Consider the following 26,895-nt stretch of genomic DNA (forward strand, 5'->3'; position numbering starts at 1 on the left):
GGGCGCCCACGTGACGGAGGATGAGCCCGTGCCCGAAGCCGAACGCAAACCCCATTTAAGCGACCGGATCATGACGGTGATCAACCGCGACCCGTCCGCCGCCCAGCACGCCACCCGCAAGGACGCCCTGCTCGCCCTCGCCGTCACCGCCCTGGCCGTGCTCCTCGCCCTCGTCACCGACTCGGCCCGGCGACCGGACGCGTTGGGCTGGTTCCTGCTGATCGCGGCGCAGCTGCCGATCGTGTTCCGGCGGCGCCACCCGCTGCTCGCGCTGGCCGCGGAGGCCGTCCTGCTCCTGCCGTACCACGCCCTCGACAACAACCACGCCGCCCCGTTCCCGGTCTCGGTCGTCGTGTTGTACAGCGTCGCCGTCACCTGCAGGCCCCTGTACACCCTGCTCGCCACCAGCACGGCCCTGACCGTGGCGCTGAGCGTCATGATGTTCGTCAACAGGAAGCAGGCCGCCGAGGCGCTGCGGATCTCCGGCTGGGTGCTCGCCGTGGTCTTCATCGGCATCGCCCTGCGCTTCTACCGGCAGTACGTCGCCGCCGTCGTCGAGCGCGCCGAGCGCGCCGAACGCACACGTGAGCAGGAGGTCCGCCGCCGGGTCGCCGAGGAACGACTGCGCATAGCCCGAGACCTGCACGACCTGCTCGCGCACAGCATCACCCTGATCGGCGTGCAGACCTCGGTCGCCGCGCACGTCCTGAACGCGGACCCCGAGCGCTTGGACCGCAAGGCCGTCGCGAAGTCCCTCGACGACATAGCCGAGACCTGCCGTACCGCCCGCAGCGAACTGCGCACCACCCTGGAGGTGCTGCGCGAGCACGGCACCCCCGATGCCCGCGACCCCCTGCCCGACCTGCACGGACTGGGAGGTCTGGTGGAGGCCGCCCGGGTCTCCGGGGCCGAGGTGGACCTGACGGTCACCACCGACGAGGTGCCGCCCGCCGCCGTCGGCGCGGCCGCCTACCGGATCGTCCAGGAGTCCCTCACCAACGCCGTACGCCACGGCGGCAGGCAGGACCTCGGCATCCGGGTCGGCGTGCGCGCCGGGGAAGGCTCCCTGTGGGTCACCGTCACCGACGACGGGACCGGCACGGGCGGGGGCACGCCCGGGTTCGGTCTCGTCGGCATGCGCGAGCGGGCTCGCAGCGTGGGCGGAACGCTGGACGCCGGGCCACTTCCCGGCAAGGGTTTCGAGGTCCGTGCCGTACTGCCGCTGGGAGGCAACCCATGACCATCCGCGTTCTGCTCGCCGACGACCAGGCGCTCGTACGGGCCGCGTTCGCGATGCTCCTCGAGTCGTCTCAGGACATGACGGTCGTCGGACAGGCCGGCACCGGCCGGGAGGCCGTCGCGCTGGCCCGCACGGAACGCGCGGACCTGGTGGTGATGGACATCCGCATGCCCGACCTCGACGGCATCGAGGCCACCCGGCTGATCGCCGCGGACGAGGATCTGGCCGGGGTGAAGGTGCTCGTGCTCACCACCTATGACACGGACGAGCACATCGTCGAGGCGCTGCGCGCCGGGGCCTCCGGCTTCCTGGTCAAGGACACGCGTCCGGCCGAACTCCTGGAGGCGATCCGCACGGTGGCCGGCGGGGAGGCCCTCCTCTCGCCCGGACCGACCTCCCGGCTCATCGCCCGCTTCCTGCGCAGCCCCACGGCAGCGCCGCCCGAGGCCGGTCCCGAATGCCTCACCGTCCGCGAGCGCGAGGTCCTCACCCTTGTCGCGTGCGGCCTCAACAACACCGAGATCGGCGAGGCCCTCGGTCTCAGCCCACTGACCGCCAAGACCCACGTCAGCCGCATCATGGGCAAGCTGGGGTCACGGGACAGGGCGCAACTGGTCATCGTGGCGTACGAGTCGGGGCTGGTGAGTCCAGGAGTGTGAATCGGTGTGCTGGTGACCCTGGGCAGGCGTCAGCCAGGTGAGGTGGTTGTCCCAGGTCGGTCCCCGGCTGCCTCGTGCAGGGGCAGCGAGCTGCCGTTCAGGTGGGCTTCGGCCTGTGGTGTCTTCCACGGGACCACGTCCGCTCGGGGCTGACAGAGCCCACTTCCACCACCGCGCCGGAAGCTTCTCCGAATCAACTCCGGCCACAGCCGATTCCCCCCACTCCTACGCCTGCTGACCAGGCAATCGTGCACACGCGTCGGCGCGTCGTCCTCACACGTCTGGTGCGGAAAGCCCAACTGATGTGCTGGGAAAGGGAAGCGGCTGATTGTGACGACGTGAATGTCTGTGACGGGGCTTAGCGTGTACGGACGGAAGCGGGGTCCGTTCACGCATGGACGCGTGATCCCCGGCACACACATGACGTGCGCCAGGGCAGAGCCCCACGGCTCGATCCTCAGGGGGGATCTTGACTACATCGCACCGCACGTCACCGCAGCGCAGACGGCTGCGCGCCCTGGCCGCCGGGGGCGTTCTCGCCCTGGCCGCCGGCGCTCTGGCCGCCGCGCCGAGCGTTGCAGCGCCGAGCCTGGGCGCGCCGGGCGTCGCCGCGCCGCGCTTGGCAGTGCCGAGCCCGGCCGTGCCGGAGCCGGCGACGGGACCGTCGGCCGTGACCGGAACGGCCGGAGGCCAAGAGCTCCCGACCGTCGTCATGCCGGCCCGGGTCCCGGCCGAGACGGCCGCTGCCGCCAAGCCGCGGCACGACGTCGACGGCGACGGCGTCAGCGACATGATCGTCATGGAGTATGACCAGGTCACGGCCGTCTACCTGTCATCGATCAAGGCCTGGAGCGAGTACACGATCGCCAAGACCGATCCGGATCCCGAGGCCTCGTTCAAGGACCTGCTGCCGGTTGGCGACGTCGGCGGCACCACCCAGCCCGAACTTCTCTCGCTCACCTTCGACGGCGTGCTCACGCTCTACGAGGCGGGCGTGAAGAGCACCTCGGAGCCGCTGTGGTCGAGCCGCGGCTGGCAGATCTACAACCGCCTCATCGCCACCGGCGATCTGACCGGCGACCGCCGCCCCGATCTGCTGGCCCGGGACCCGGCGGGTGACCTGTGGCTGTACACCGGAACCGGGACGGTCGGCAAGCCCTTCAACTTCCGGGTCAAGGTCGGCTCCGGCTGGGGGATCTACGACCAGATCGTGGGCGCCAACGACGTCGACGGCGACGGCATCGGCGACGTCCTCACCCGTACCCTGGCCGGCGAGTTGTGGTTCCACAAGGGAGCCGGCAGCGCCACCGCCCCGCTCAAGCCAGGAGTCAAGGTCGGCACCGGCTGGAACACGTACAACGTGATCACCGGCTCGGACGACGCCGACGGTGACGGCCGCAGCGATCTGCTCGCCCGTAACCACGACGGCGTGGAGTACTGGTTCAAGTCGATCGGTGGCGGCAAGTTCGCCGCACCCGCCTACTTCGGCAGTGGCTACGAACTCAACAAGTTCATCGTCGGAGCGGGCACCACATCGCTCTTCGGCAAGGGCCAGAACGTGATGACCCAGGCCGACAACGTTCTGGTCAAGTACCACGCCCTGGCCAACGGCGCCTACTACTCGACGGCGTACAACGTCGGCAAGGAGACGCCCGGCTCCCGCAACACCTACGCCACGGGCCTCAACAGCCACAACCACGCCAGTTACGTGCAGAACATCGGCACCGACCTCTACGTCCGCGGCGCGAAGGTCAGCACGTCGTGGAACTACACCATGATGGCCGGCCCCGGCGACCTCACCGGTGACGGGAAGGGCGACCTGGTCAGCCGTGACTCCGCCGGCGTCCTGTGGCTGCACCCCGGCGACGGCCTGCCGTACACGAAGTTCGGTACGCGCATCAAGGTCGCCACCGGCTGGAACGCCTACAACACCTTCGTCGGCGCGGGCGACTACTCCGGGGACGGGCGGCCCGACCTGCTCGCCCGGGACGCCGCCGGCGGCCTCTTCCTCTACAAGGGCACCGGCACGGCCAGCGCGCCGTTCACCGCCCGGGAGCTGGTCGGCAGCGGCTTCAACCAGTACGACACGCTGTTCGTCCCTGGCGACATCAACGGCGACAGCAAGGGCGACCTGATGGCCCGGCTCCCGGGAGGCGCGGTGTACACGTACACCTCGACGGGCAAGACCGGCACCGCCACCTTCGCCCCCCGGGTGAAGTTCGGCACCGGGTGGAACATCTACAAGAACATGCTCTGACCCCCGCGGCCCCGGGCCGCTGAGAGCGACGGCGCGAGCTCGCCCGCCGGCCCCGGCCGGCGGGCGAGCCCGCGCCCGACTCGGGCCTGGCTTCGTACCGGTGGTCACCGACCGCGCTCGAACACTGCCGTCGCGGCCGGAGCGGGCCGCGACGGCCGGCCAAGGAAACGATTGAGTCACCCTGCACGTGCCGTCTTCTCAGCGGTGGCATCGTCAAGGTGGTGCACGTGTGAAACCTGGGCTGTTTCGCGGCCGGAGAACGTGGGTCGCCCGTAGGAAGGTGGGCAGTTGGCGGGGGCGCGAGTACTAGCCGATCGGTACGAGCTGGTGCGGTTCGTCGGACGGGGCGGGATGGGCGAGGTCTGGGAAGCCCGGGACCACGTGATCGGACGCTCCGTGGCCGTCAAACTGTTGCCGTCCCAGCGGGGTGACAGCGCAGGGAGCGAACGGTTCTTCCGGGAGGCCCGTACCGCCGGTGCGCTGCACCATCCAGGGGTGGTGACGGTGCACGACCTGGGCCAGGACGCGTCGGACGGATCGCTCTTCCTCGTCATGGAGTTCCTCCAGGGCAGGGATCTGGGCACGCTGCTGTTGAATGACGGCGTTCCGCCGGTGGACTTGGCGGTGGCCTGGGCCGCCCAGGCAGCCGCAGCACTGGCGGCGGCCCACGAGGCCGGGGTCGTACACCGGGATGTGAAGCCGGCCAACCTCATGCTGACGCCGGCCGGCCGACTGGTCATAGTGGACTTCGGAATCGCCCGGTTCGTCGAGGCGACGAACAAGTCCAGCAAGGTGATGGGCACCCTCGCCTACATGCCTCCCGAACGCTTCGACGGGCAGCCCGGCGACGGCCGCTCCGATCTGTACTCGCTCGGCTGCGTCCTGAGCGAGCTGCTCACCGGTCAGGTGCCTTTCCGGGCAGGCACACCGATCGCCATGATGAACGCCCACGTGGGCCGACCCCCGGCCCGGCCCGGTGAAACGCGCCGAGGCATCCCGGCGGCGCTCGACGATCTCGTGGTGGCCCTGCTCGCCAAGGACCCCCGGGACCGGCCGGCCACCGCACGCGAAGTACAGCAACGCCTGAGCACCCTCGCCACCTCAAACCCCGTGCTCACCGAGCCCGACCTGGGGGCCGGGCGTCTGGCCGCCTTGCCGCCGGCGACAGGCATCGCCCAAGACGCTGCGTTACACCCGGCACCCCACGCCCCCGACCGGGCCGTGGTCGGAGTACGGCCCCCGCGTGGCGGTGCCCCAGGTTCCGGCCCGTACCGCACGGGTGACGCGGCGCCCGAGACTGAGGGCGGCGACCAGGACGGGGCCGCGAGGGACCCAGAGGACGGATCCCCGAACCAGGCCACGAGTCGGCGTCGGTTCCTCCGGCTCGCGGCAGGTGCCGTCGTTACCGCGGGCGCGGGCATAGGGATCGCCACCGCGGTGTCCCGGGACCGGAACCGGTGGCCCTTCCACGCGTCGGGCGACGTGATGGACGGGGCGCCCGTGGTGGCCGACGGGGTGGTGTACGTCGGCATCGGCCGCACTCTCTACGCACTCGACGCGATCAGCGGTGCCCGCAAGTGGGCCTCCAGCTTCAGCGGTGGCGTCAGTGCGATTTCCGCGATCGCTGGGGGGACGCTGTACGCCGCCAGTTCCGACGGCAGCCTCTACGCGGTCGATGCCGCCACGGGCGCCGTGCAGTGGGCCTACGACACGGGTGGTGCCATCTACCGGTCAGTGCCGGTCGTGGCCGACGGAGTGGTGTACGTCGGCAGCAGCGACCTGCACCTCCATGCGGTCGATGCCGCGCGCGGCAACGAGAGGTGGACCTACTTGGTCGGCGGCACCCAGACGTTGTCACCGGTCGTGGTCGACGAAGTGGCTTTCATCACCGCAGACATGCCCGGCGTCGGTCTCCACGCGGTCGACGTCGCGAGCGGCACCAGAAAGTGGGTCTACCCCGATACCGACCGGAAGTTTGCCGCGTCTGCGGCGGTGGCCGACGGCGTGCTGTATCTCGGTGACGGGGGAGGCCACTTCCATGCGATCGACATCGCCAGCGGAACCAACACATGGGAATCCGACCTGGGCCCCAGAGCCTACTTCTCCACGGCCACCGTGGCCGAGGGGGTGGCGTACGCGGGCAGCGATGAGAACGGCATTCTCTATGCGATCAATACCGCGACCGGTGTCGAGAAGTGGGCCGTTGCCCTCGAACCGATCCAACCAGGAAACACCGGATGCACCCCCGCCGTGGCCACGGGGGTGGTCTACGCGGGCACCACCAAGAACTTCTACGCGATCGATGCCGTCACCGGCGCCAAGAAATGGACTTTCAGCGCTGACGACACGACCAGCTACGGCTCTCCCGCCGTGGTCAACGGCGTGGTGTATGTCGGGGGTGGCGACGACGGGAATCTCTACGCCCTCGACGCTGCCACCGGCAGGGAGCTCACCTGAGCGGGGACACGGCCCATCCGGAAGCAGCAGCGAACACGGCCTTCGGCCGCTGTGACCGATCCGGAGGCGTTGGGGCCCCGGTAGGAACCGACGGCGGACGGAAACGGCGCATCCCCCAGTAGGCCCCGCCCGCTGACCGGGCATCGGCTGGAGTGCCTGCCGGAATTGGCTGGCAGGTGCATGACGGGTTGCTGGGATGCGGGGCTACGTTCTTAGGGCTCCGGAGGGGCGGCTGTCCGAACGTGCGGGCCACAGGCGGGCGGTGGCGGCGTCTCCAGTGCCCCGGCTCCACCAAGGGGCCGGGCCCCCCCACGCATGAAGGAAGACGACATGTCTCTGGGCACTTGGCTGAAAGCCGGCATCTCCGCCGCCGCGCTGGTCCTTGTGGCGGCAACCGCCGCGACCGCGGCACCCGCGCCGATACCGGAAGCCACCGCAGCGGTAGTGACGCTCCGATATGACGACAGCCGGGCCGGCGGCTGGGAGGCGGCCATCGCGGCCGGGGTGGCTTCCTGGAACGCGAACGTCAGTAACGTTCGGCTGGTGGAGGCCGCGCCCGGGGTCCGGGCCGAGATCGTCATCGTAGCCACCACCGGCTGGCCGCAGGCCACCCTCGGCCCGGTCCGTCCTGGGCGACAGGTGCGCGTCGAACTCGGCTCGCAGGCCGTGAGCCAGGGGTACGACAAGACGCGCATCGCCGCGCACGAGCTGGGCCACAGCCTGGGCCTCCCGGACACCAAGCCGGGGCCGTGCACCCAGCTGATGTCAGGATCCAGCGCCGGGACGGCCTGCACCAACGCCGTACCCAACGCGACCGAGCGGTCCCGCGTACAGAACGCGTACGCGAACGGGCTCGCGGCAACGGTGCCGACCGACGGCCGGGTACTCATCGACGCCCCCTGACCGGCGGGTCGGCGGGTGGGCCGGCGCGGGGGCCTGGCCGGGACTGCACTCCCGGAGGGCGACCGTGCCGGCCCACCGCCGCGCCGTCATCGGGCTCCCCTGCTACCCCTCCTGTGCGGGGAGCGCGAGGACGTGCGTCCCACAGGACAGGTGGAGGCGGCCGTCGGCGATGCGGAGGTCTGTGTAACCGGAGGTCGTCAGCGGTACGTGGCCGTCCTCGGTAAATCCGCTGCGGTACGTCCAGGGCGGGCGGCGGGTTGCGAGGCCGACGGCGAGGAGGGGCTGGGCCAGCTTGCCCGTGTCCACGTAGAGCATGCCCCGGTGCAGGAGCGGCGGCGGGTCGAAGCGGACGCCGTCCGGGATGGCGTACGTCCACTGCAGCGCTCCGTCCGAGGCTCGCAGCGCGAGCAGCTCATCGTACACACGGGGGTTCTGCGCGCCCGCGGGACGCAGCCCGATGACGTACACCATGCCGTCCACGGCCGTCGGGGTCCCGAAGGAGGCCCGACCGCCGGGATACGGCACCCGGTCCGCACCGAAGCGCCAGACCACTTTCCCGGTGGCGGCCTCCAGGGCGCGCACCTCGCCGCCCCCGAGGTGCAGGCGGCCGTCGGCCAGGGAAGCGGGATGGACCGGCTGGAGGCGAAGGTTGTCCGGGCCGGAGAGGTCGATGCGCCAGCGTTCCCGCCCGTCGTCCCGCCCGACACCCACGACGTCCCCTGATACGGAGTAGATCAAGACGTCCCCCGCGGCGGCGACGCCGGGGCTCGGCGAGGAGGGCTCGTGTCCCGTCTTCTGAGCCCAGAGCCGCGTACCCCCGTCCGCGGCGTAGGCGGCAATGAGCTGTTGGTGGCCGTCGTAGCCGGAGAGGTACAGGCGGTCGTCGGTCCTGGCGATGAGACGGGGGCTGAGCAGTCGGGGCTGCCCCAGTTCGGCGGGGTACTCGGTCAATCGCCCGTCGGTGGGGGAGAGGGCGAGCAGGGGATCCGGGGCGTTGAGGACCGAGGACTTCTCGCGGACGACCAAGCCCTCCCCGTTCTCCTCGAAAACAACGGTCTTCGGGCTCCGCCACGCCACCTTGCCGGTGGCCGCGTCGAGGCCGGCCACGGTACGGCTGAACCGGTCGTCTCCGACCGACACGACGACGATCCCGTCCCGGACCGCCTCGACCCGGCACAGCGACTCGGCGTCGTACGTCCAGAGCGGCTCGGGCGGCAGCCCCGGCGGGCGTGGGGACGTGGAAGCCGCCTTCCGGTCGGCCGGGGGCGTGCCGGAGCTGCCGCGCGCCGCCCAGAGCGCGGCGCCCGCGCCGAGGGCGAGCAGGCCTCCGGCACCGGCCAGCAGCAGGCGTCGGCGGGACGTCCACCCGGCGGGGGGCTCCTCGGGGGGCGGCGGTGGTCCGGGCAGCCGGGTCGGGCGCAGGTCCCAGACGCCGACGGCCCGCCGGCCGAGGTCGGAGCGCAGGGGACCGGGCAGCAGGTCGGCGAAGTTGCCTTCCCCGCCTCCCAGTTCGGCCGCGATCTCCTCGTCGGCCGGGCGGTCGTCCGGATCCTTGGCCAGGCACCGCAACAGGACCGGGAGCAGTCCCGCGGGCAACCCGGAGAAGTCCGGTGTGCCGTACCGCACCCCGTACAGCAGGTCGGCGGCGGCCTCGCCCGCGAACGGGGCGTGGCCGGTCGCCGCGAACACGAGCACCCCGGCGAGGGCGAACACGTCACCCGGTGGCTCGTGGTCCCGGCCGCCCGCCTGCTCGGGGGACATGTAGGCGGGGGTGCCCACGGCCTGCCCGGTACGGGTCAGGCGGCGGGCGCCGAGCGCACGGGCGATGCCGAAGTCGATGACGCGCGGACCCGCGGCGGTGACCAGGACGTTCGAGGGCTTGAGGTCCCGGTGCACCAGGCCCGAGCCGTGGATGTCGGCCAGGGCCTGGGCCAGCCGGGAGCCCAGGGCCCGCACCGCAGTCTCGGGCAGCGGCCCGTGCCGTACGACGGCCTCCGCGAGCGAGGGGCCGAGCAGGTACTCCGTCGCCAGCCAAGGCAGTGCCCCCTGGGTGTCGGCGGCCACGACCGTCGCCCCGTGCCGCGCCCCGATCGTCCGGGCCGCCTCTGCCTCCAGCCGGAACCTGATCCTGAACTCCGGTTCACGGGCGAGGTGTTCGTGCACCGTCTTCAGCGCGACCACGCGCCCGCCGGCGGACCGGGCGAGGAAGACCGTGCCCATGCCGCCGCCGCCCAGCCGGCCGAGCAGCGTGTAGCCGCCGATCCGCTCGGGGTCGCCGGGCAGCAGCGGTGTGGTGGGTCCGGAGCCCTGGGACACGGTGCTCACCCGACCGGCAGGGCGAAGTAGTGAAGGCCGAACTTGCGGGCGAACACGGCGGTCCGGGTCCCGCTCGCCACCTGCCAGGTCAGTCCTTCCTGCTCGTTCAGCTGCTCGGCCACCCCCTGGAACACCCACAGGTTGCGGCCGTCGGCCGGGTCGATCGCGGTGACCGACTGCCAGTCGAGCCGGTACAGGGGGCTGCCCGGCGGCCCCGACGCGAGGGCCGTCGCACCCTTGGCGACAGCCGAGAGGGGGAGCCCCGGAAACGTGGTCCGCTTGATCGTGCCGTCGCGGGGATCGATCAGATGCGTCCACAGGTTCGCGTCCACGACGTACAACGAGGCGTCGCCCCGCACCAGCACCTCGCGCGGGGCGCTGACCCGGTTGTCCCTCTTGAGGGCGTCTTCGCCCCACCGTTCGCTGCCGGTCTTCACGTCACGCGCGTGGAGCTTGAACTCCTCCTCCGTATAGAGGGTGCCGTCGGCGGTCATCCAGGAGCGCGGCTGGTCGGGCAGGGCGGCCCAGGCCTCTTTCTCCCACCGCTCCCACCGCTGCGCGCCGGTTTCCGCGTTCAAGGCACTGAACACGGCCGTGCCGAGCTTCTTCTGCTCCACGTCCGCGGGGTCGGGCACCCACTGGACGTACACCGACTCGGGGCCCGGTGTCACCCGTATCGCGCTGCTCCGCCCCACCGGGGTGCCCCTCACCGGCGTACGCCACACCGCCCTGCGCTGCGCGATGTCGTAGCAGACCACGTGGGTCACGCCCTCCTTGTCCGGCGCGCGGAACCACACGCGAGTGCCGCGGTGACCTGCGAACCCGTCGGTCTCCATGTCGTAGTCGGAGTCGGTGTCGCGCACGGTCCCCGTCGTGGCGGAAAAGCGGACGAGCCCCCCGACGAAGCTGGGGGCGAAGAGCAGATCTTCGGACACGAGGACCGGTGTGGCAGTGCACCAGATGTCCTTGGTCCAGAGCGTCTTTCCGGTCCGCAGGTCCAGGCCGACCGTGGCGCCGGTCAGGGGGACCACCAGCACCCGGTCGTTCCACACCATCGCCGGCTGGCCGGTGGTCGCGCCCTTGTAGTGCCACAGGACCGCGGGCGGCGCGCCCTGCACGCGGGCGGGCGGGCCGCTCGGCGTGGCGGCGGGGGCGGGGGCGTGACGGGTGTTCCGGCCGAGGGCGAAACCGCCGGCCAGCCCGGCCGAGGTGCCGAGGGCGCCCAGGAGCAGGGCTCGGCGGGCGGGGAGGTCGCGGCGCGGGGGTTTCGGCTCTTCCTGAGCGGTCGCGTGAACCTGCGCGGACACCGCCGTCGCCGATCGGGCGTCCTGCACCGGAGCCTCCAACGCCATGACGGCCGAGGCCTGTTCGGACAGCTCCGTCACCAGCGCCCCCGGCAGCCAGTCCGCCGCGAGGAGTGCGGCGGCTCCGCTCGGGGCGAGTCCGGCCGCCACGGTCTCGGCGGCGGGGCGGCGGGCGGGGTCCTTGTCGAGGCAGCGGGAGAGGAGGGAGCGCAGGCCCTCCGGCACGCCGTCGAGGTCGGCGTCGGCCGTGGCGACGGCGTCCGGGGTGGCCGCGGAGAACGGGCCCGCCCCGGTGGCCGCGTACACGAGGAGCAGCCCGAGGACGAAGACGTCGGAGGCCGGGCCGGGCGCCCTCCCGGCGACTTGTTCGGGTGTGAGGAAGCCGAGCGTGAGTCGCGCGCCCCCGCCGTCGGTCGCGGGGCCGATCCCGGTGGCGGCGGCGAGGGGGCCGAATCCGGTGAGGCGGGGTCCTTCGATGCCGAGCTGCACCGTGTGCGGTGAGAGGCCCTGGTGGGCCTCGACGAGCGGGTGCAGCCGTACGAGTGCTTCCGCCAGGGCGGCGCCGACGACGCGCAGGGCGTGCTCCGGCAGCGGGCCGTACCGGGCGACGGCGGAGCCGAGGGTGAGCGCGGGGCCGTACGCGGTGACGAGGTACCCGTCCGCCGACTTCCGCACCGCGGGCACCCACGGGCCGGCCGCCGCCACCGCGAGCCGTGCCTCCGCCGCGAACCTGCGGCTCAGCGCGGGGTCGGCGGCCAGCCGGGGACGCGGTATGACGACAGCGACCTTGGCTCCCTCGCGGTCCAGGGCCAGGTACTCCACTCCGGAAGCGCTCTCCCGTAGCCGGGCCAGCAGGGTGTACTCCCCGATCCCGGTGGGGTCGGTGTCCCCTAAGGAATCGGGGCCGTCGCCGCGTGCTGCCATGCCGGTTCAACCCCCCCGTTCACCAGCTGTCGTTCCGCTCCCCGTCGAACGCTGCGGGCACCCTACCTCCCGGGGTGGAGGACGGCCGGGGGAGGTGATCAGTTCCCGGCCACGCGGGCGTGGCGAGGGTCAGAAGCGGGGCAGCGCGTAGAGGCGTCCGCCGTTCTGGGCCGCCACCACCTGGCCGGCCGCCGTCACCGCCCATGGTTCGTCCCGTTCGGCTCCCGGGGAGAACCTGTAGCGCTCGGTGTCCCCGGCGACCGGGAAGGCCGCCACGCCGCCGGCTCCGGACGACAGCGGGACGTACAGCCCGTTCGCCGCCGCGACGGGCGGAGACACCGCGTAGCCGCCGCCCTGGCCCCTCATCTCCCTCAGGTCGGTGCCGTCCGTGAGCTGCAGGCAGCGCAGCCGGCCGCCTTCGGCGACGTAAACCGAGCCGCCCCGCACCAGGGGGGTGCCGAACCCGCCGTTCCCTGCCGCCGGCTTCGCCTCCCAGAGCCGGGCCCCGTCCTGCGCGTCGAATCCGCGCAGTGTGGCCCCTCCGAATACGAGGAGCCCTTCGCCGACGGCTCCGGGCAGGCCGTGCGCGGCGTCGGCCGCCTCCCAACTCGTCTGCCCGGAGGCCGGGTCGAGGGCGTGCACCCTTCCTTCGGCCGTGGTGACGACCAACCGTCCTTCCCCGGCGACGGCCACCGCTCCGTCTGCGGCGACCGCCTCCCGCGACCGCCACAGCGGCGTGGCCGCCCCGTGGCGGACGGCGACGACACGGCCGGCCGGGTCCCTCGCGTACACGGTGCCGGATTCCGCGGCGAGCAGTGCGGAGAGTCCGCCCGGGCCGGTCCATACCGGTTTCCCTGTACGGGAGTCGAGGGCGCGCAGGATGCCGTCCGGACCGATGAGCACGGGACCGGGCGCCTGGCGGACGGGCGGGCGGCCGCCCTCGTACGACCAGAGCCGGCGGCCGGTGCGAGGGTCGAGCGCGGACACCTTCCCGGGGTCCGCGACCAGCAGGACGTCGCCCGCCCGAGCGGGGCCGAAGGGCATGTGCGGGTCAAGGTCCGACACGGACCAGACGGGGGTGGGTAGTTCGCCCGGCGCTCCGTGCCACAGAGGGACCTCGCCGGCGGTGTTCCCGCCGGTTCCGTACCACTGCCATCCGGCACCCCCGGCGCCGGCCGTGAGCAGGGCGGCCGCGCCCGCCGCGATCCCGAACACTCGCCGTCGGGAAGGGCCGGTCGGACCCGCCAGCTCCCGAGCGCGCACACCCTGCCGTTCGATGTCCCGGAGGATGGGGGCAGGCAGCCAGCCCGCGGGCGCGCCCCGGCCGGGGGCCTCCCACAGTGCTGCCAACTTCGCGGCTCGCGGACGCCGTTCCGCCGTTTTGTCCAGGCAGCCGCTGAGCGCGGGCCGCAGGGGCGGGGGTACCCGCGAGAGGTCCGGCTCGTCGTGCACGATGCCGTAGTCGGCGAAGGCCAAGCCGTCGCCGGCGAAGAGGTGGTGTCCGGTGCACGCGTACGCCAGGAGGGCGCCGAGGGTGAACACGTCGCTGGGCGGGCCGAGTTCCAGGCCGAGGACCTGCTCCGGGGACATGTACCCGGCCGAACCCGGGCGCTGTCCCGTGACCGTGACCCTCGTCGCCGCGGGCATGCGAGCGATGCCGAAGTCGACCAGGCGGGGTCCGTCGGCGGTGAGCAGCACGTTGGACGGCTTGAGGTCCCGGTGTACGACCCCGGCCGCGTGGAGGGTGGCCAGGGCGGTGGCGAGCATGGCTCCGAGTGCCCGGATGGTGTCGGGGGAGAGGGGTCCGTACTCCTCGACGCAGCGCTCCAGGGTCGGCCCCGGCACGTATGCGGTGGCGAGCCACGGTACGGGGGCGCCGAGATCGGCCCCGAGGTGCCCGGGCACGTACCGGCTGCGTACGGCCTCGACGGCCTCCCGCTCCCTGCGGAAGCGGACGGCGAGGTGCGGGTCGCCGAGCAGCTCGCGCCGGAGCGTCTTGACCGCGGCGACCCGTCGACCGGCGCGCCCCAGGTAGACGGTCCCCATGCCGCCCTCACCGAGCACACCGAGCAGCTGCCAGGGCCCGAGCGCTGACGGATCGCCCGGCCGCATGGGCGCGGGACCGGTCACCGGGCGGGCCCGACGTACCGGAAGGTCTGGGTGTTGCGGGGGGTGCGTATGGGCGGTTCCCTTCCTCGGGGCGGCGGGTGATGCACGGTACCTCTTCGGGCCTGTCCGGGCGCTCTACGGAACAGGGCTTCGCACACGGCGAGTTGACCGGAATCCGACCCCTCCCGCACGGCTCGTCGGGGTTCCGGCACCGCTGGCGTCCAGCCGGGCGGTACCAAGGGGCGATCCTGATCGCACGGTCGATCTCCGCGCCGGTGCGGGCGACGACCACCGGGCAGTCGTCCACCATGGAGCCCGGCAGCTGGTGCCGGTCGAACCGCATCACGAAGATGTCAAAACTCACGTCGCCCCAGACGAGGGAACTCAAGTGACGGCACTGTCGTCAGCGAGGGCGTTCGTGCCGATCACCAGGGCGACCAGCGTCTTCAGGGAATCTCGCACGGTAATCTCAGGTCATGTCTGAGACATCGGTGGCGCACTTCTATGACGAACTGGCCGACGACTACCACTTGATCTACTCAGACTGGGACGCGAGCATCCGTCGACAGGGGGAGGCCCTGGACGCACTGATCGTCCAGGATCGCGCGGCAGTGCTCGACTGTTCCTGCGGCATCGGCACGCAGGCCATCGGGCTGGCACTGCGCGGGCACCGGGTCACAGGGACCGACATCAGCCCCCGCGCCGCCGCCCGCGCTGCCCGGGAGGCCGCCCGCCGGAGCCTGAGCCTGCGCACGGCCGCGGCCGACATGCGGCGCCTCCCGTTTACCGATGGCCAGTTCGACACTGTCGTCTGCGCCGACAACTCGCTGCCTCACCTGCTGACAGAGCAGGAGGTGAATGCCGCCCTGGCTGAGATGCGCCGAGTCCTGCGCCCCGGAGGCCAACTGCTGCTCAGCACAAGGCCCTACGACGACCTGCTGCGCGATCGTCCGGCTGCGACGCCTCCGCAAGTCTCCAGGGCCGCCGAAGCCGACGACGGAGAGCGAACCGTCACCTTCCAGCTCTGGCACTGGCACGACGACGGCGAGCACTACGACTTGGAGCACTTCCAACTCCTTCCGGCAGCCGGAGAATGGCGCGTCCGGGTCCGCCGGACCACCTACTGGGCACTGGGCCGGGACCGGCTGGTCGGCCTCGCCACCGAGGCCGGGTTCGTCGACCCGCAGTGGCAGATGCCACAGGAGACGGGCTTCTTCCAGCCGCTGCTTGTGGCCCGCGCCGGCTAGCGGGTGGTTCCAGGTTCCATCGCTCGGCGCGGGACGGCTGCGGTCAGCCGGCCTCGGCTGCCGGCTCGGCTCGGCTCGGGGCCCGGATGCGGGTGAGCGGTAGAAGTCGGTCCCGCTCGGCCTCTGCGGCGCGACCAGGACCCTCCACCACGCGCATCTCGATGCTCACGTGGCATGAACCTCACCGGGTCCCGACCGCTACCAGTCGTCGGAGAGGCTGTCGGCGAGCGCCTGGATCTCCGGGTCATAGGGCCAGCGTTCGGCGAGTGCCGTCACGGCCGCTCGCTGCAGGATCCAGTCGGAGTCGTCGGCGGCCCGCTCGCGTAGGAGTTCCTCGGTGACGGGGTCGTCGCGCCAGGGGCCGGACAGGGCCCGGATTGCCGCGCCCCGGCTGATCGGGTCGGTTTGGCTGGTGGCGATGTGCCGGAGCAGCTCGCCGGTCTCCGGGCCGTGCCAGCCCGCCGCCAAGTCGTAGATGGCGACTGCGCGCATGCGATCGTCGGGGTCGTCGATGGCGAGCCGGCGGAGCAGGGCTGCGGTCCGCGGGGTGCGACGGTGGGTGACGAGGGCCTGGACGGCGGCTCCGCGGACGTAGAGGTCGGGGTCGTTGTCGGCCCTGTCGTACAACAGCTCGACGGTCTCGGGGTGGTCGCGCCAGCCGCCCCCCAGCGTCCGTACCGCCGCCGCGCGCACGAACTCGGCGTTGCCGTCACCTGCCAGTCCGTGCAGCAGCGACCTGGTTTCCGGGTCGTCGCGCCATCCGGCGGCGAGCGCGAGGACGGCCACCTCGCGGGCCTGCGAAGGGCCCTGGCCGCCGGCGCCGCTGCGGAGCAGTGCTCTGGCGTCGGGGTGGTCGGGCCAGGCGGAGTAGACGGCCCACAGCGCGGCCTGCCTCACCGGCCCGTTCGCGTCGGCGGTGGCGGCGAGCTCGCACAGCCACGGCAGCGTGGGCGGATGGTTGTGCCAGTTCGTGGCCAGGGCCCGCACCGCAGCGACCCGGACCGTGTCGTCGGGGTGGTTCTCGGCGTGTTCGCGCAGCAGCACGGGGGTCTGCGCATCGGTGCGCCGGTCGACGACAAGGGGCTTCAGCGCGGCATGTCGCGGATCCTCCGCGGCGGACCGAGACGCCGACCGGGCAGGGGCGGCAGGGCGGGTTTCGGTGCGGGCGAGCGCCCGTTTCGCGGCTCCTCGCACCCAGTCCTCGCTTCCGGGGTCGGTGGCGACGGAACGCAGCAGCTCCACGGTCTGCGGATCGTCGCGCCAGACCTCGACGAGGATGTCGAACGCGCTGCACCGCAGGTTCGGGTCGGGGGCGCGGGCGGCCATGTCGCGTGCCACGGCTGCGGCGTCCGGGTTGCGCGGCCAGGCGGCGGCGATGGCCTTCACGGCGGTGAGGCGGACCGAGTCGTCGTGGTCATCGGTCGCGGATTGGCGTACCAAGGCGAACGTCTCGGGCGCGTTGCGCCAGCCGTCGGCGAGCGCGGCCACCGCCCCCTGCCGTAGGTACCGATCGTGGTCGGTGAGGCATTTCCGCAGCCAGTCCCCGGTGGAGTGGTCCTGATGACGGGTCATTGCGAAAAGCTGGAGCGAGAATCTCCTGACGTCCCCATCAGGGTCCGTCCCGGCGAGCCCGCGGAGCAGGTCGGCGACCTGCGGATCGTCAGGCCATTCCTGGACGAGTGCGCGCAGCGCCTCCTCTCTGACGGCGGGCTCGTGGCCGAAGACCGCCTGACCGACCAGGCTCTCGCGGAACGCGCTGTCGTCGCGTAGCAGCGCGGCGCCGACCCGCGCGGCCGGCGGCACCTGAACCCAGACGAAGTCCTCCCCCTCCCTGATGACGCGCAGGAACTGGCCGCGCGCCCGGTACCAGTCGTGGTAGCGGGCACGGACGGCGCAGTCGCGTGCGCCGAGCCGGCCGAGCACGGGCGGTAGCGTCTCCGCGACCACGCGGGTGACCGGGGAGGCGGAGGACACCCTTTCCGCGACCATGTGCTCGATCAGCGAGATCACCGCGTTGACGACGGCGAAGCACTGCGCACCCAGCTCGCCGGGATCACGCACCTCGCCGAGGCAGCGAGCGGCGAGCACGATGTGGTGGGGAGTCTCGCCCGCCAACGACCCGCGCAGCGGAATGAACCACAGCGGATCGGCCGCGAGGAGGTGGTCGACGATCTCGCCCGTGAGACGGGGTTCGACCATTCCGGCGACGAGGACGAGGGTTTCGTGCCAGGTGGGGTCGGCCCAATGCCGGCCGTACACCTCGTGGATGAGGGCGTCCCCCGTCAGGGTGCGCTCAGCGGTCAGCCGGTGCCGGAGTTCCGCCGCGGCGTGGTACTCGAGGAAGGTCCGGTGGGGGAAGCCCAGGCCGTCGGCGCGGTGGACCATCAGCCCGGTGTGCCGGAGAAGGTTCTCCAAGAACGCCTCCCACCGCTCCGGGCGGACTTTGCCGGGGCGCTGCACGGCCTCGTGTGAGGCCAGTGCCTCGGTGACTGAGATCTCGTGGTCCGAAAGCCTCTGGTAGGCCAGATGACTGATCAGCTCGGGCAGCCGTTCGTGGACATGGCGCGCCGCGGCGTCGACTTCCCTGCGCGCCCGCGGACTCTGGACGTTCTCCACAAGGTGCTTGATCGAGTCTTCGTGACTCTTCGCAACGTCCTTGCTCTGATTCTTCTCGTAGACCATGTCGGTGAATGCTTCGTAGACCGCGGTACGGCCATCCGGCATTGGGCGCTCGGGCCTGGCGAGGTAGAGCTGGCAGAGCATGAAGGCCATCAGCGGGGTACGGGCCAGTTCGTCCAGACATGCGCTGCGGAGGGCGCCGGCGAAGCGGCGGGCGCGGTCGATCGCTTCTCGTTGCGGCCAGCGGGTGCTGAAGTACTTCCCCATGTAGGCGTGCAGATCGTGGGGGGTGAAGGGCTGCAGTTCGTAGTGCGGCGCCGTGAGGCCGAGGACGCGGTCGAGGACGTTGAGTTCGCCCTCCGCCAGAGGGCGGGTCGCTACGACGCACCGGTACAGCGGCGGGTCCGCCGCGACGGCATGGGCCAGCTTCTCCAACACGGCCCGCCGCTCCTGCGCGTTGGGGAGCTCATCGAGGCCGTCCACGAGAAGCTGCCAGTGCGCGCCGCTCCACGGCCGCTGAAGGAAGCGGTCCCGGGTCAGTCCCGGTTGCCGTCCGAACCTGCTGAGCATTCCAGTGGCTTCGGCGAGCACGTCGGGTACCTGCTTCTCCTCCCCGGCAAAGGCGCGTGCGCTCACCCATACCGGGACGGCCGAACCGGACTTCCCGGCGTTGCGCGCGTCGTCGAGCAATTCACCGGCCGCGTCGCGCAACCGCGCACGCAGCAGCGTGGACTTGCCGGTACCGGGGCCGGCGATGAGCACGCTCACCCTGTCGGCCGCCCGGAAGACCGCTTCCGCCGGTTCGGAAGAAGCGGCGGGGCCGGTACTGCTCCTTCCGCCGGCAGAGCCGTCGCCGGGCACCGCGCGCCCGTCCCGATCCGCGGGATGGCTGCGCTGGCGGACGTAGACCTCGGTCAGGGAAGGCGGTTCGGGAATCTCCGGATACGGATGCTCCTCGGCGGCCTTGCGGGCCGCTTCAAGGTAGCCACGCACCTCCTCGTCCATGCCGATCCAGCGCTGGGCGTCCTCATGGAGCTGCGCCCAGCCGAGGCGGTACCTGCCCTCCACGTACCGCGTGTCCCTCCCGCTGATCAATTCGAGCATGACGACGACCACGGACCACAGCTCATCGAAATGCTGCGGCACGGTCGGCTCCTTCGACCCCGCCTTCTGCTTCGGGAACCAGCCGTTGACCGTCGAGGAGCCCAGGTCGCCGCCTTCCTTGTACGGCCGGCGGCAGGGTTCGTCTTCCCGAAGGCCTGCGGCTTTGCGCCGACGCCGGTTGACCTCCTCGATCACAGCCTTATCCGTCTGCCGCTTTTCCTGCAGCCCTTCCCTGAGCTCCCCGAGCCGCTGCGCCAGCGCCTGCCGTCCCGCATGCTCTTTCCTCGCGTGCACGTCCCGCCTCCCCACTCGGGTGCTGTTCTGATCCGGCCGATCCGGCACCCCCAGGACCATGCTCCTGTGACCTGGCAGCTTGCGGCAGGAAATCCGGCGATCCGGTATCCATGGCCGACCCCCATGGCGCCTGGAGAAGGTGCTCGTGGCCGCCCCGTCCGGGGCTGTCGAGGCTGCTTGGGGAAGGATTGACACATGGACATCTGGTGGGCGGCGGTGCCCCTGGCCGGGCTCGCGATCCTCGCGATCGCCCTGGTGACCATCACCGGCCTGGCGCTGAAGGACACCCCTTCGCAGGACCGCGCCGGCATCCTCCACGCCATCGCGGCATGCGTGCGGGGACTTCAAGGACGCCGATGACGATCCGTCACCGGCAGCCCGCCGCCTCACAACCATCGGCCCGCTGCGGCCGGGCCGATGGCGAGGCGGCAACCGAGGTGTGGAACGCCCGCACTCGCGGATGAACGACTACGGCGAGCCGAGGCGCTGCCCAGAGAGGAGCCGCTGCGCCTGTCGGCCGTTGGGTGTGCGCAGGAGCCGACAGCCGCCGGCGAACCGCTCGAGGGTTTCGGGTCGCTCGCGGCACTTGCTTGTCCGCGAGGAGGGTCAGCCGTTGGGCGCTGCCGCGGGGGTGAAGACGGCCAGGTCCGTGCCGACCGCGGCGACCAGCTGTGGCCCGCCGGTCAGCGCGACGGCGGTGGCGCCGGATACGAGCATCGTGCCGATGAGGCTGCGGTCGCCCAGGTCCCAGATCCGTACCGTGCCGTCCCGGTCCAGGGTGGCGGCCAGGGGCGGCCCGGCCGCCGGCAGGGCGCAGGCGAGTGCTGTGGTGCGCGCCGGCACGACCGGAAGGGGTTTGCCCCGCGGCCGGCCCGACGGCGCGTCCCACACCAGGACACCGTCGCTGTCGGCGGTGACCAGGAGGGTCTTCCCCGGCTCGCCGGTGCTTGCCACCAGTCCCGACCACATGGGCAGTTCCTCGGCGACCTGGTGTCCGGCGAGGCGCAGGGCCGTCAGGTGGGCGATGAAGGGGGAGTTCATGAACGCATCGGGTGGGCCGGCGGGGCCGCCGCCCGGGCCCTCCTCGTCAAGGACCCAGGGCTCGGCGGGTCCCGTGCGGCTGAGCGTGTCGAGGGTCCACTGGCGCTGGACCCCGTCCGCGTACAGGGCGATGATGACGGGGCCGGGCCCGGACGCGCAGGCCACGTGGCGGACTTGTGCGTCGACGGTGGGCAGGAGATCGACCACGGTGCCGTCGCTCAGGTCCCAGACGATGACATCCCCGTCGAGCGATCCGGACACGGCGACCGGGCGCCCGTGACGCGTGGCGCATACGACGGAGGTCACCGTGTCGCCGTGGCCGACGAGCGGCCCGACGGGTTGCCGTCCGGTGGCGAGGTCCCAGACTCGCAGGGTGCCGTCCCGGGACGCGGACACCGCGACGTCCGCGCCGTCGACGACGGCGCACGCCACCGAGGTGATCTCACCGGTGTGGCCCACGACCCGGCTCGTACGGTGTCCTCGCGCGGTGACGGCGTCCTGGAGGTCCCAGATCCTCACGTCTGCGTCCGAGGAGCCGGTGGTGATGACCGGCCGGCCGTGCACGGATCCGGCCGCTGCCGAGAACACGGTGCCGGTATGCCCGGTGAGCGTGGCCCCCTTCTGGTGGCCACTGTCCAGATCCCACATCCTCACGGTGCCGTCAGCGGACCCGGTGACCGCCAGTGAGGCGTCTCCCGGCAGGACCGAGGCGGCGAACACGGAGCGGGTGTGGCCGAGCAGGGGCCCGCCGATGGCTTGCCCGGTATCGAGGTCCCACAGCCGCAGCACGTCCTGTCCGTGTCCGCGGTGCCCGGTCAGCACCGCGGGGCGGTCAGCGTGCCGCGTGCAGGCGAGGGCGACCACGTCGCCCGCACGCGTCTTCAACGGGGCGCGGACGGGACTGCCGGATGCCAGGTCCCACACGCGGACGGTGCCGTCGTTACCGCCGCTGACGATGACGGGCCGGTCGTCCAGCATGGTGCAGCGCACTGCCATGACCGGGCCCGAGTGCCCCCGGAGGTGTTCTCCGATCGTGCGACCGGCGGTGAGGTCCCACCGTAAGAGGGTGCCGTCACGCGATGCGCTCACTGCGACGGGATCCCCGTCGAGTTCGCCGCACGCGATGGCGAAGACGAAGTTGAAGTGCCCGGCCAGGGGGCCCGCGGTCAGGCGTCCGGTGTGCAGGTCCCACACCCACAGGCTGCTCTGCTTGGACCTCTTGCTTCCGGTGCCCGTGACAGCGACCGGGACCCCGCCCAGCCGGGTGCAGGCCACGGCGTACACCTCGTCGTCGTGGACGAGGGGTGCTCCGACGGGGCGTCCCGTGGCCATGTCCCAGACGCGGGCGGTCAGGTCCCGTGAAGCGCTGACGACGACGGGCCGGCCGGCCACGTCGGTCACGGCCACGGCGTCGACGGGGGCGGTGTGACCGGTGAGGGTCCGTGAGAGGGCGGGGGACAGGGATCCCCCGGTGGCCCACAAGGGCTCCCAGTCGCCCTCGTCGGAGCTTCCGGACAGTCGGCGGCGCAGGCCCTCGACGCCGTACCGTACGGCGTTGAGCGCGAGGAGGGCACGGCGCGTGCCCAGTCGGTGGCGCTGCGGATGGTGGGCGGTGCCGGCGCGGTAGACGTCCGCGTGGGCGACCGCGCGTTCGCCGGTGGTGTGGCGCAACTGAAGGGTGAGCGCGTCGGGTTCGGCGTGGGCGAGGAAGAGGGGATCCTCGACGAGCCGGTCCAGGGCGTCGTCGCCGGCCGCCACGGCATGCTCGGCGGCGTGCCGCAGTAGATAAGGGTCGGCCCGCTCCCAGTCCGGGCCGCCCTCCAAGGTCGGGGGAACGGTGGCCAGCAGCGCGGCGTGGACCGCATCCGCGCGGACCGTCGGGGCCGTGTGGTCGGCCAGGGCCTGGTGGAAGTAGCGGTACAGGAGCCGGTGGTCGGTGTCGGGGGTCGTCCTCAGATAGAAGGTGGCCGAGGCCAGGGCTCGGCGGGTGGCGGCAAGCTGGGGGGTGGGGGTGCCCGGCGCCGGTGGACTGTGGGCCAGGGCGGCGGTGTGGAGCAGGTCGAGGGGCATTCCCTGGCCCCGGGCCTGGACAAGAACGGCGAGGACCGGCTCGATCCAGGGGTCGGTGCGCGCGAGCGTCCGCCGATGCAGTTCGAACACCTCGGTGATGCCGCAGGGCGGGTCGATCGTGTCGCTCTCGGGACCGCTGCGGAGGTGGTCGGCGTAGAGGGCCGCGACGAGGAACGCTCCGCCGTCGGTGTACTGGGCGAGCCGTTCGGCGAATCCCCGGATGAGGGCCGGCTGGTACAGGTCGCCGATGAGGAGGTCGAGATAGCTGTCGAGATCGTCGGCCAGGACCCGGCGGTCCTCCTCCGTGACGGGGTCGAGGTCGAGGAGCGTCTCGGGGTGATCCGTGGCGTACGCGTGCAGCTCGGGCAGAGCGTCCCACCACGGGCGTGTCCCGAGCAGAACCCGAACACCCGGAACCTTCGTGGTGCTGGGGGCCTGGCGGCCGGGATTGCCGCGGACGAGGGGGAGGACGAGCTCGTCGATGACGGCGGCGGGATCGGCCGCTTCGTCGAGGCCGTCCAGGACCACCAGCACGTCACCTGCGGCGCGTAGCTCGGACAGGACATCGGCCGTCGGCAGGACATGGGGCATGACCGGACGTTCGCCAACCGGCACGGCCCGAGCCGGCCGGGACGAGGGCCGGCGGAGCTGGTGGAGCAGGGAGTCGGTGATCTGCCCCAGCGACAGCCCGCGCGCATGGACCGCCAGCACCCGTCCGGTGGGCCTGGGTCGGAAGGTGCGGACGGCGGCGCGCACCCGTGGTCCCAGCTTGGACAGTTGCGGGTGGGTGAGGCAGACGGTGACACCCAGCAGTGCGGACTTCCCGCTGCCGGGACCGCCGGTGACGACGAGGAGGGGGTTCTGCGCCTCGTCCTCGACCCACTGGTGTATTCGGGTGAGTTCCGCAGTCCGCCCGGAGAACTGCACGGCGTCGGCGACGGGGTTCCCCGCGGCGCGCGTGAGGAAGTGCAGCGGGTCGAGCCCGGGTGAGCAGGCGTGGGCGAATTCGCGCAGGCGCGGGTCCAGACCGTCCAGGACCCTGGCGCCGGGGTCCGTGGAATGGGCCGGGTTGCGCAGGAACGGCTCGGGGTCGACGCGGGCCTCGGCGTGCGGGGTGCGTACGACTGCCTGAGCCGGTCGGCCGGCTGCGAGAGCAGCACGGCTCAGTTCACGGTCGATGGCCGCGGCGAGGGTATCGACGGGCACGAACGCGAGGGCGGGGTCGAGATCCAGGGTGCCGTCGGCCAGCCGGTGCAGGACGGCGCCGGCGGCGCTGGTGAAGTGGGCTCCGTACGCGGCGGAACCGGCGGAACTCGCTCCGATGATCCAGGCGTTGCGCACGCCGTCCTGGGGCCGACGGGCGGCGAGGTCCTGCAGCTGCTGCTGGACGATGGCCTGACCCGCTCCGCACACGTCGAGGAGGAACAGGACGGGCGTGTCGCGGTTCTCGACTTCTTCGAGGAGCCGTCCGACGCTGACACACGTGTCGTCGAGGCGCTGAGGGTCGGCGCCGGAACAGGCGAGGTACAGGCCCCCGCCGGCGCCCCGGACACCGTGACCGGCGAAGTACAGGACGAACGCCTCTGCCTCGCCGTCCCTACGCAGCTTCTTCCAGCGTTTGCGCAGCCGCGAACGGCCCGGCTCCAGCAGCGGCTCACCCGTGTCCACTCCCGCGCGGTGCAGTGCCCAGGACAGCTCCCGCAGAGCGGGAGCCACCGACGGCAGCGGCTGAAGTGAGCGGGCGGCCCCGTCGGCCCGGTCGGCCTCGGACCTGCGGCCGACGGGGAAGTCACCCGCGCCGGCCACCAAAGCCCGTGTCATGACGACCCTCCTGGCGTTCTGCTCGGCCAGGCGTCGGGCCGTCCTGGTCGGGCCCGGCCGGGCATCTGTCAGGAAAGGTAGGGGACGACGGCGAGACCCGTCAGGCCATTGGCCAGATAGGAGCCGAGCCCGTGGAAATCGAGCCCGTTGTCGAACACTTCGTCCTGGTCCACGGGGAACACCTCGGAGAGCTTCGGCGGGATTGCCACCAGGTCGCCGACGTCAGCGATGTTCGTCCAATGCTCGACGCCCGCGGGACGGGCTCCTCGTCCCGCGCGCAGGCCCGGCTCCAGGCGCCGCGCGAGCGAAGGCAGGCGCAGGGGCGAGCCCAAGGTGACGAGCTGACGGACCCGCAGTTCAGGATGGGCGTGCAGGGTCTCGTACGCGACGACGGAACCAAGTGAGTGGGCGACGATGACCTTCGGCTGCTCACGCTGGATCGTCTGTGCCACCCGCTCCTGGACGAGACGGCGCCGCTCCGACCAGGTCGTGTACGCCTCCACCTCGCGCAGCATCGCCAGCATCATGCGTTCCAGCCGGCGCACCGTCCTGTCGCGCAGGCGCCGCCCCATGGGCCCTTTACGGTCGTCGACCAGCCAGCCCAGGAGCTGACGCAGAGGCGCCAGCCCGATGTTCTGCACCTGCTCGGGCACGGGAGCACCCGCCGTCACCAGCCATTCGGCGGCGTCCTCGCGTTCCCGGGCGGTGAGCTTCTCGAATCCGTCTTCTTCCTGTCCTTCCTCGTCGGCCTGGGCTTCATCCGGCAGGCCGGGCCGCAGCAGATCGGCGTAGTAGGCCATGGCCAGGTCCGGATCCGCCGCCCCCGCAAGACCGGCCTTGGCGAGCCCCGCCGCGAGTTCGGTCCGGCATTGCGCGGCGGCCTCCAGCGCCGCCTCCTGCGGCGTCGCTCCTCGGACGTAGTTGAAGATCCCGTGGACCAGCACAACCTGCGCCATGGCCTACCCCCCTCCGAACAGCCGGACCTGCTCCGGCCACATTGCCCCTCTGCATACCCAACCGCCCACGTGGCGAGACACCCCCTGCTACCAGTCGGGATCCCGGGGACCACTGCGCGCCGGCGGCCGCGCGGTTCTCATCGGGTACGTCGTGGGCAAGCCCCTGCGGGTCGACCTTCCGGCGCTGCCGGCCCGGGACGTGGCGCTGCTGCCGGTGAACATGGTCCGGCGAGGGCGGCGAAAGCGGCACGATCCACCCCTCGCCATGGCCTCCGCGCGGGCCCACCAACCGACGAACTGACCGGCCGCGTCGTGCGCTGAGATGCCGCCCACCCGCTAGTTCAAGGAGAGCCACATGTCGACGCTCTCGATCCCCCGTTCGCGAAAGACGCCGGCTGGCTTGAATCCCGCCTTTTCGTAGGCGCGGATCGCCTGGGCGTTGGAGGTTCGGGTGCCGCCGAAGAGGATGACGTGTCGGCATCCGCGCTGACGCAGGATGCCGAGGGCCCCTTTGAGCAGCTCGGTTCCGAGACCGTTGCCCTGCAAATGATCGGCAACGACGGGGGCGATGCGGCAGTCCGCGCCGTTCTCGATTGCCCACCCGAGATTCCGGTAACGCGCCTTCTCGCCCTCCGGGATTGCGAACTGGGCCAGCAGATAGGCCACCACGTGATCGTCATGAGCATCCGCCAGCACGAAACGCAGGGCGGTCGGGTCATCGAGAGCAGCACAGATCCGCTCCGCTTCAGTCCGGTCGAGCGGATGCGGGTGGTAGCGCTCTCTGGTCCCCGCCGAGAGTGCTTCGAGAAAATCCCCGAAACTGGAGGCGTCTCCACTCTTCAGGGCACGCAGGGTGGCGACAGCGCCATTGATCCCGGTGACCGGCCTCGCGAGGAACGGCTGCGCGATGGAATCGTCCATGCCGGGCAGCGTAGCCAACCTGCCCAGGGGAGGGGAGGCAACGGGCGGAGGCTGTCCCGCCTGGGGTGTGGAGCGTGCGCGTTCGGTGGCGAGGACCTTGGGTCTCGGGGTTGGAGTGGCCGTTGCGGCAGCTTCTACTACGAGGAGCGTCAACTGCTGCGGCAGCAACAGGTCCTCGTGTTACGGGCGCCAACGCGATGAGCCAGGCCGACGCCGACACCGCGCACCGTGAACGCACCGCACAGATGATCCGGCTGGCCGAACTCATGGCCGCAGGGCATCCGGCCGACGCCGACCCGGTCCAGGCCGAAACCGACGCCCAGTACCGGGCGCTGACCGAACTGCGCGCCGTCTCCGCCGAGGACTACCGGGCCATCGGACGCTCCATCGTCGACAACGAGACTGGCGCGCCGCATACGAGGCCATCGCTTCCGGCCTGGCCGCGTACCAGCGCGACGCCATCGAGACCTACGCCAGCACCCGGCTGACCTGAGACACGACGCAGCCGCCATCGGGGGAGAGGCGCTATGGCGCATGCGTCGCGTCACGGAGGTCCGGCGAGGTTCGATCAACGATCCAGCGGGGCGGAATGCGCCAACGACGTCCCCCACCGGGGCCCTCAGTCGTGCCCCGAGCCGTTCCCCAAGTCGTGC

General features: G+C 71.8%; 14 protein-coding genes and 1 pseudogene. 8 read left to right on the forward strand and 7 right to left on the reverse strand.

Annotated features, from left to right (window positions below; genetic code table 11):
- The first annotated feature begins 70 nt into the window (after nt 1-70).
- The 5 genes from OHA37_RS38475 (at nt 71) to OHA37_RS38495 (ending at nt 7,516) form a co-directional block, all read left to right on the forward strand.
- Nucleotides 71-1,240 carry a sensor histidine kinase gene (locus OHA37_RS38475; protein ID WP_266914166.1) on the forward strand — a complete coding sequence of 390 codons (1,170 nt, stop codon included), beginning with the start codon at nt 71-73 and terminating at the stop codon, nt 1,238-1,240.
- Nucleotides 1,237-1,899: a response regulator transcription factor gene (locus OHA37_RS38480; RefSeq protein ID WP_266913835.1), complete on the forward strand. Its 663-nt coding sequence runs from the start codon at nt 1,237-1,239 to the stop codon at nt 1,897-1,899. Before OHA37_RS38475 ends, OHA37_RS38480 begins: the two co-directional genes overlap by 4 nt.
- 469 nt (nt 1,900-2,368) lie before the next feature.
- Nucleotides 2,369-4,156, forward strand: a complete 1,788-nt coding sequence (locus OHA37_RS38485; RefSeq protein ID WP_266913837.1) for an FG-GAP repeat domain-containing protein — start codon at nt 2,369-2,371, stop codon at nt 4,154-4,156.
- Nucleotides 4,157-4,483: 327 nt separating this feature from the next.
- Entirely contained in the window at nt 4,484-6,613 is a 2,130-nt protein-coding gene (locus tag OHA37_RS38490) for a serine/threonine-protein kinase (protein ID WP_266913839.1), read from the forward strand.
- A 330-nt stretch (nt 6,614-6,943) separates the two neighbouring features.
- Nucleotides 6,944-7,516, forward strand: coding sequence for a snapalysin family zinc-dependent metalloprotease (locus OHA37_RS38495; RefSeq protein WP_266913841.1), 573 nt, complete (start codon nt 6,944-6,946; stop codon nt 7,514-7,516).
- A 102-nt stretch (nt 7,517-7,618) separates the two neighbouring features.
- Here the strand turns inward: OHA37_RS38495 and OHA37_RS38500 are convergent, their stop codons facing one another.
- The 3 genes from OHA37_RS38500 to OHA37_RS38510 all read right to left on the reverse strand — a co-directional run bounded on the left by OHA37_RS38500 (nt 7,619) and on the right by OHA37_RS38510 (nt 14,190).
- Entirely contained in the window at nt 7,619-9,832 is a 2,214-nt protein-coding gene (locus tag OHA37_RS38500; RefSeq protein WP_266913843.1) for a protein kinase domain-containing protein, read from the reverse strand.
- A 5-nt stretch (nt 9,833-9,837) separates the two neighbouring features.
- Nucleotides 9,838-12,060, reverse strand: a complete 2,223-nt coding sequence (locus OHA37_RS38505) for an outer membrane protein assembly factor BamB family protein (RefSeq protein ID WP_266913845.1) — start codon at nt 12,058-12,060, stop codon at nt 9,838-9,840.
- Nucleotides 12,061-12,189: 129 nt separating this feature from the next.
- On the reverse strand, nt 12,190-14,190 hold the full coding sequence (locus tag OHA37_RS38510) for a serine/threonine-protein kinase (RefSeq protein ID WP_266913847.1): 2,001 nt from the start codon (nt 14,188-14,190) through the stop codon (nt 12,190-12,192).
- Nucleotides 14,191-14,645: 455 nt separating this feature from the next.
- Here OHA37_RS38510 and OHA37_RS38515 point away from each other — a divergent pair, with 455 nt between their 5' ends.
- Nucleotides 14,646-15,416, forward strand: a complete 771-nt coding sequence (locus OHA37_RS38515; protein WP_266913849.1) for a class I SAM-dependent methyltransferase — start codon at nt 14,646-14,648, stop codon at nt 15,414-15,416.
- A gap of 198 nt (nt 15,417-15,614) precedes the next feature.
- On the opposite strand, the gene OHA37_RS38520 is transcribed toward OHA37_RS38515, so the two are convergent.
- Complete coding sequence (locus tag OHA37_RS38520) at nt 15,615-19,181, reverse strand: HEAT repeat domain-containing protein (protein ID WP_266913851.1); 3,567 nt, start codon at nt 19,179-19,181, stop codon at nt 15,615-15,617.
- A 447-nt stretch (nt 19,182-19,628) separates the two neighbouring features.
- On the opposite strand from OHA37_RS38520, the gene OHA37_RS38525 reads away from it, so the two are divergent.
- The gene (locus OHA37_RS38525) at nt 19,629-19,793 is read left to right on the forward strand and encodes a hypothetical protein (protein ID WP_266913853.1); all 165 of its coding nucleotides are present in this window, start codon (nt 19,629-19,631) and stop codon (nt 19,791-19,793) included.
- Nucleotides 19,794-20,039: 246 nt separating this feature from the next.
- Here OHA37_RS38525 and OHA37_RS38530 read toward each other — a convergent pair whose 3' ends face one another.
- The 3 genes from OHA37_RS38530 to OHA37_RS38540 all read right to left on the reverse strand — a co-directional run bounded on the left by OHA37_RS38530 (nt 20,040) and on the right by OHA37_RS38540 (nt 26,242).
- Nucleotides 20,040-24,365 carry a WD40 repeat domain-containing protein gene (locus OHA37_RS38530; RefSeq protein WP_266913855.1) on the reverse strand — a complete coding sequence of 1,442 codons (4,326 nt, stop codon included), beginning with the start codon at nt 24,363-24,365 and terminating at the stop codon, nt 20,040-20,042.
- Nucleotides 24,366-24,433: 68 nt separating this feature from the next.
- Nucleotides 24,434-25,321 carry a hypothetical protein gene (locus OHA37_RS38535; RefSeq protein WP_266913857.1) on the reverse strand — a complete coding sequence of 296 codons (888 nt, stop codon included), beginning with the start codon at nt 25,319-25,321 and terminating at the stop codon, nt 24,434-24,436.
- Nucleotides 25,322-25,657: 336 nt separating this feature from the next.
- Nucleotides 25,658-26,242, reverse strand: coding sequence for a GNAT family N-acetyltransferase (locus OHA37_RS38540; protein ID WP_266913859.1), 585 nt, complete (start codon nt 26,240-26,242; stop codon nt 25,658-25,660).
- A gap of 191 nt (nt 26,243-26,433) precedes the next feature.
- On the opposite strand from OHA37_RS38540, the pseudogene OHA37_RS38545 reads away from it, so the two are divergent.
- Nucleotides 26,434-26,735, forward strand: a pseudogene (locus tag OHA37_RS38545) (TipAS antibiotic-recognition domain-containing protein); the annotation flags it as partial.
- Nucleotides 26,736-26,895 lie beyond the last annotated feature (160 nt).

Origin of the sequence: Streptomyces sp. NBC_00335, from assembly GCF_036127095.1 — a bacterium.
In the GTDB taxonomy this organism is placed as follows: Bacteria; Actinomycetota; Actinomycetes; order Streptomycetales; family Streptomycetaceae; genus Streptomyces.

Excerpts from the sequence above, each read along its gene's own strand:
- OHA37_RS38475 (WP_266914166.1), top strand. The coding sequence starts at position 71 with ATGACGGTGATCAACCGCGACCCGTCCGCCGCCCAGCACGCCACCCGC.
- OHA37_RS38480 (WP_266913835.1), top strand. The coding sequence starts at position 1,237 with ATGACCATCCGCGTTCTGCTCGCCGACGACCAGGCGCTCGTACGGGCC.
- OHA37_RS38495 (WP_266913841.1), top strand. The coding sequence starts at position 6,944 with ATGTCTCTGGGCACTTGGCTGAAAGCCGGCATCTCCGCCGCCGCGCTG.
- OHA37_RS38505 (WP_266913845.1), bottom strand. The coding sequence starts at position 12,060 with ATGGCAGCACGCGGCGACGGCCCCGATTCCTTAGGGGACACCGACCCC.
- OHA37_RS38515 (WP_266913849.1), top strand. The coding sequence starts at position 14,646 with ATGTCTGAGACATCGGTGGCGCACTTCTATGACGAACTGGCCGACGAC.
- OHA37_RS38525 (WP_266913853.1), top strand. The coding sequence starts at position 19,629 with ATGGACATCTGGTGGGCGGCGGTGCCCCTGGCCGGGCTCGCGATCCTC.
- OHA37_RS38530 (WP_266913855.1), bottom strand. The coding sequence starts at position 24,365 with ATGACACGGGCTTTGGTGGCCGGCGCGGGTGACTTCCCCGTCGGCCGC.
- OHA37_RS38535 (WP_266913857.1), bottom strand. The coding sequence starts at position 25,321 with ATGGCGCAGGTTGTGCTGGTCCACGGGATCTTCAACTACGTCCGAGGA.
- OHA37_RS38540 (WP_266913859.1), bottom strand. The coding sequence starts at position 26,242 with ATGGACGATTCCATCGCGCAGCCGTTCCTCGCGAGGCCGGTCACCGGG.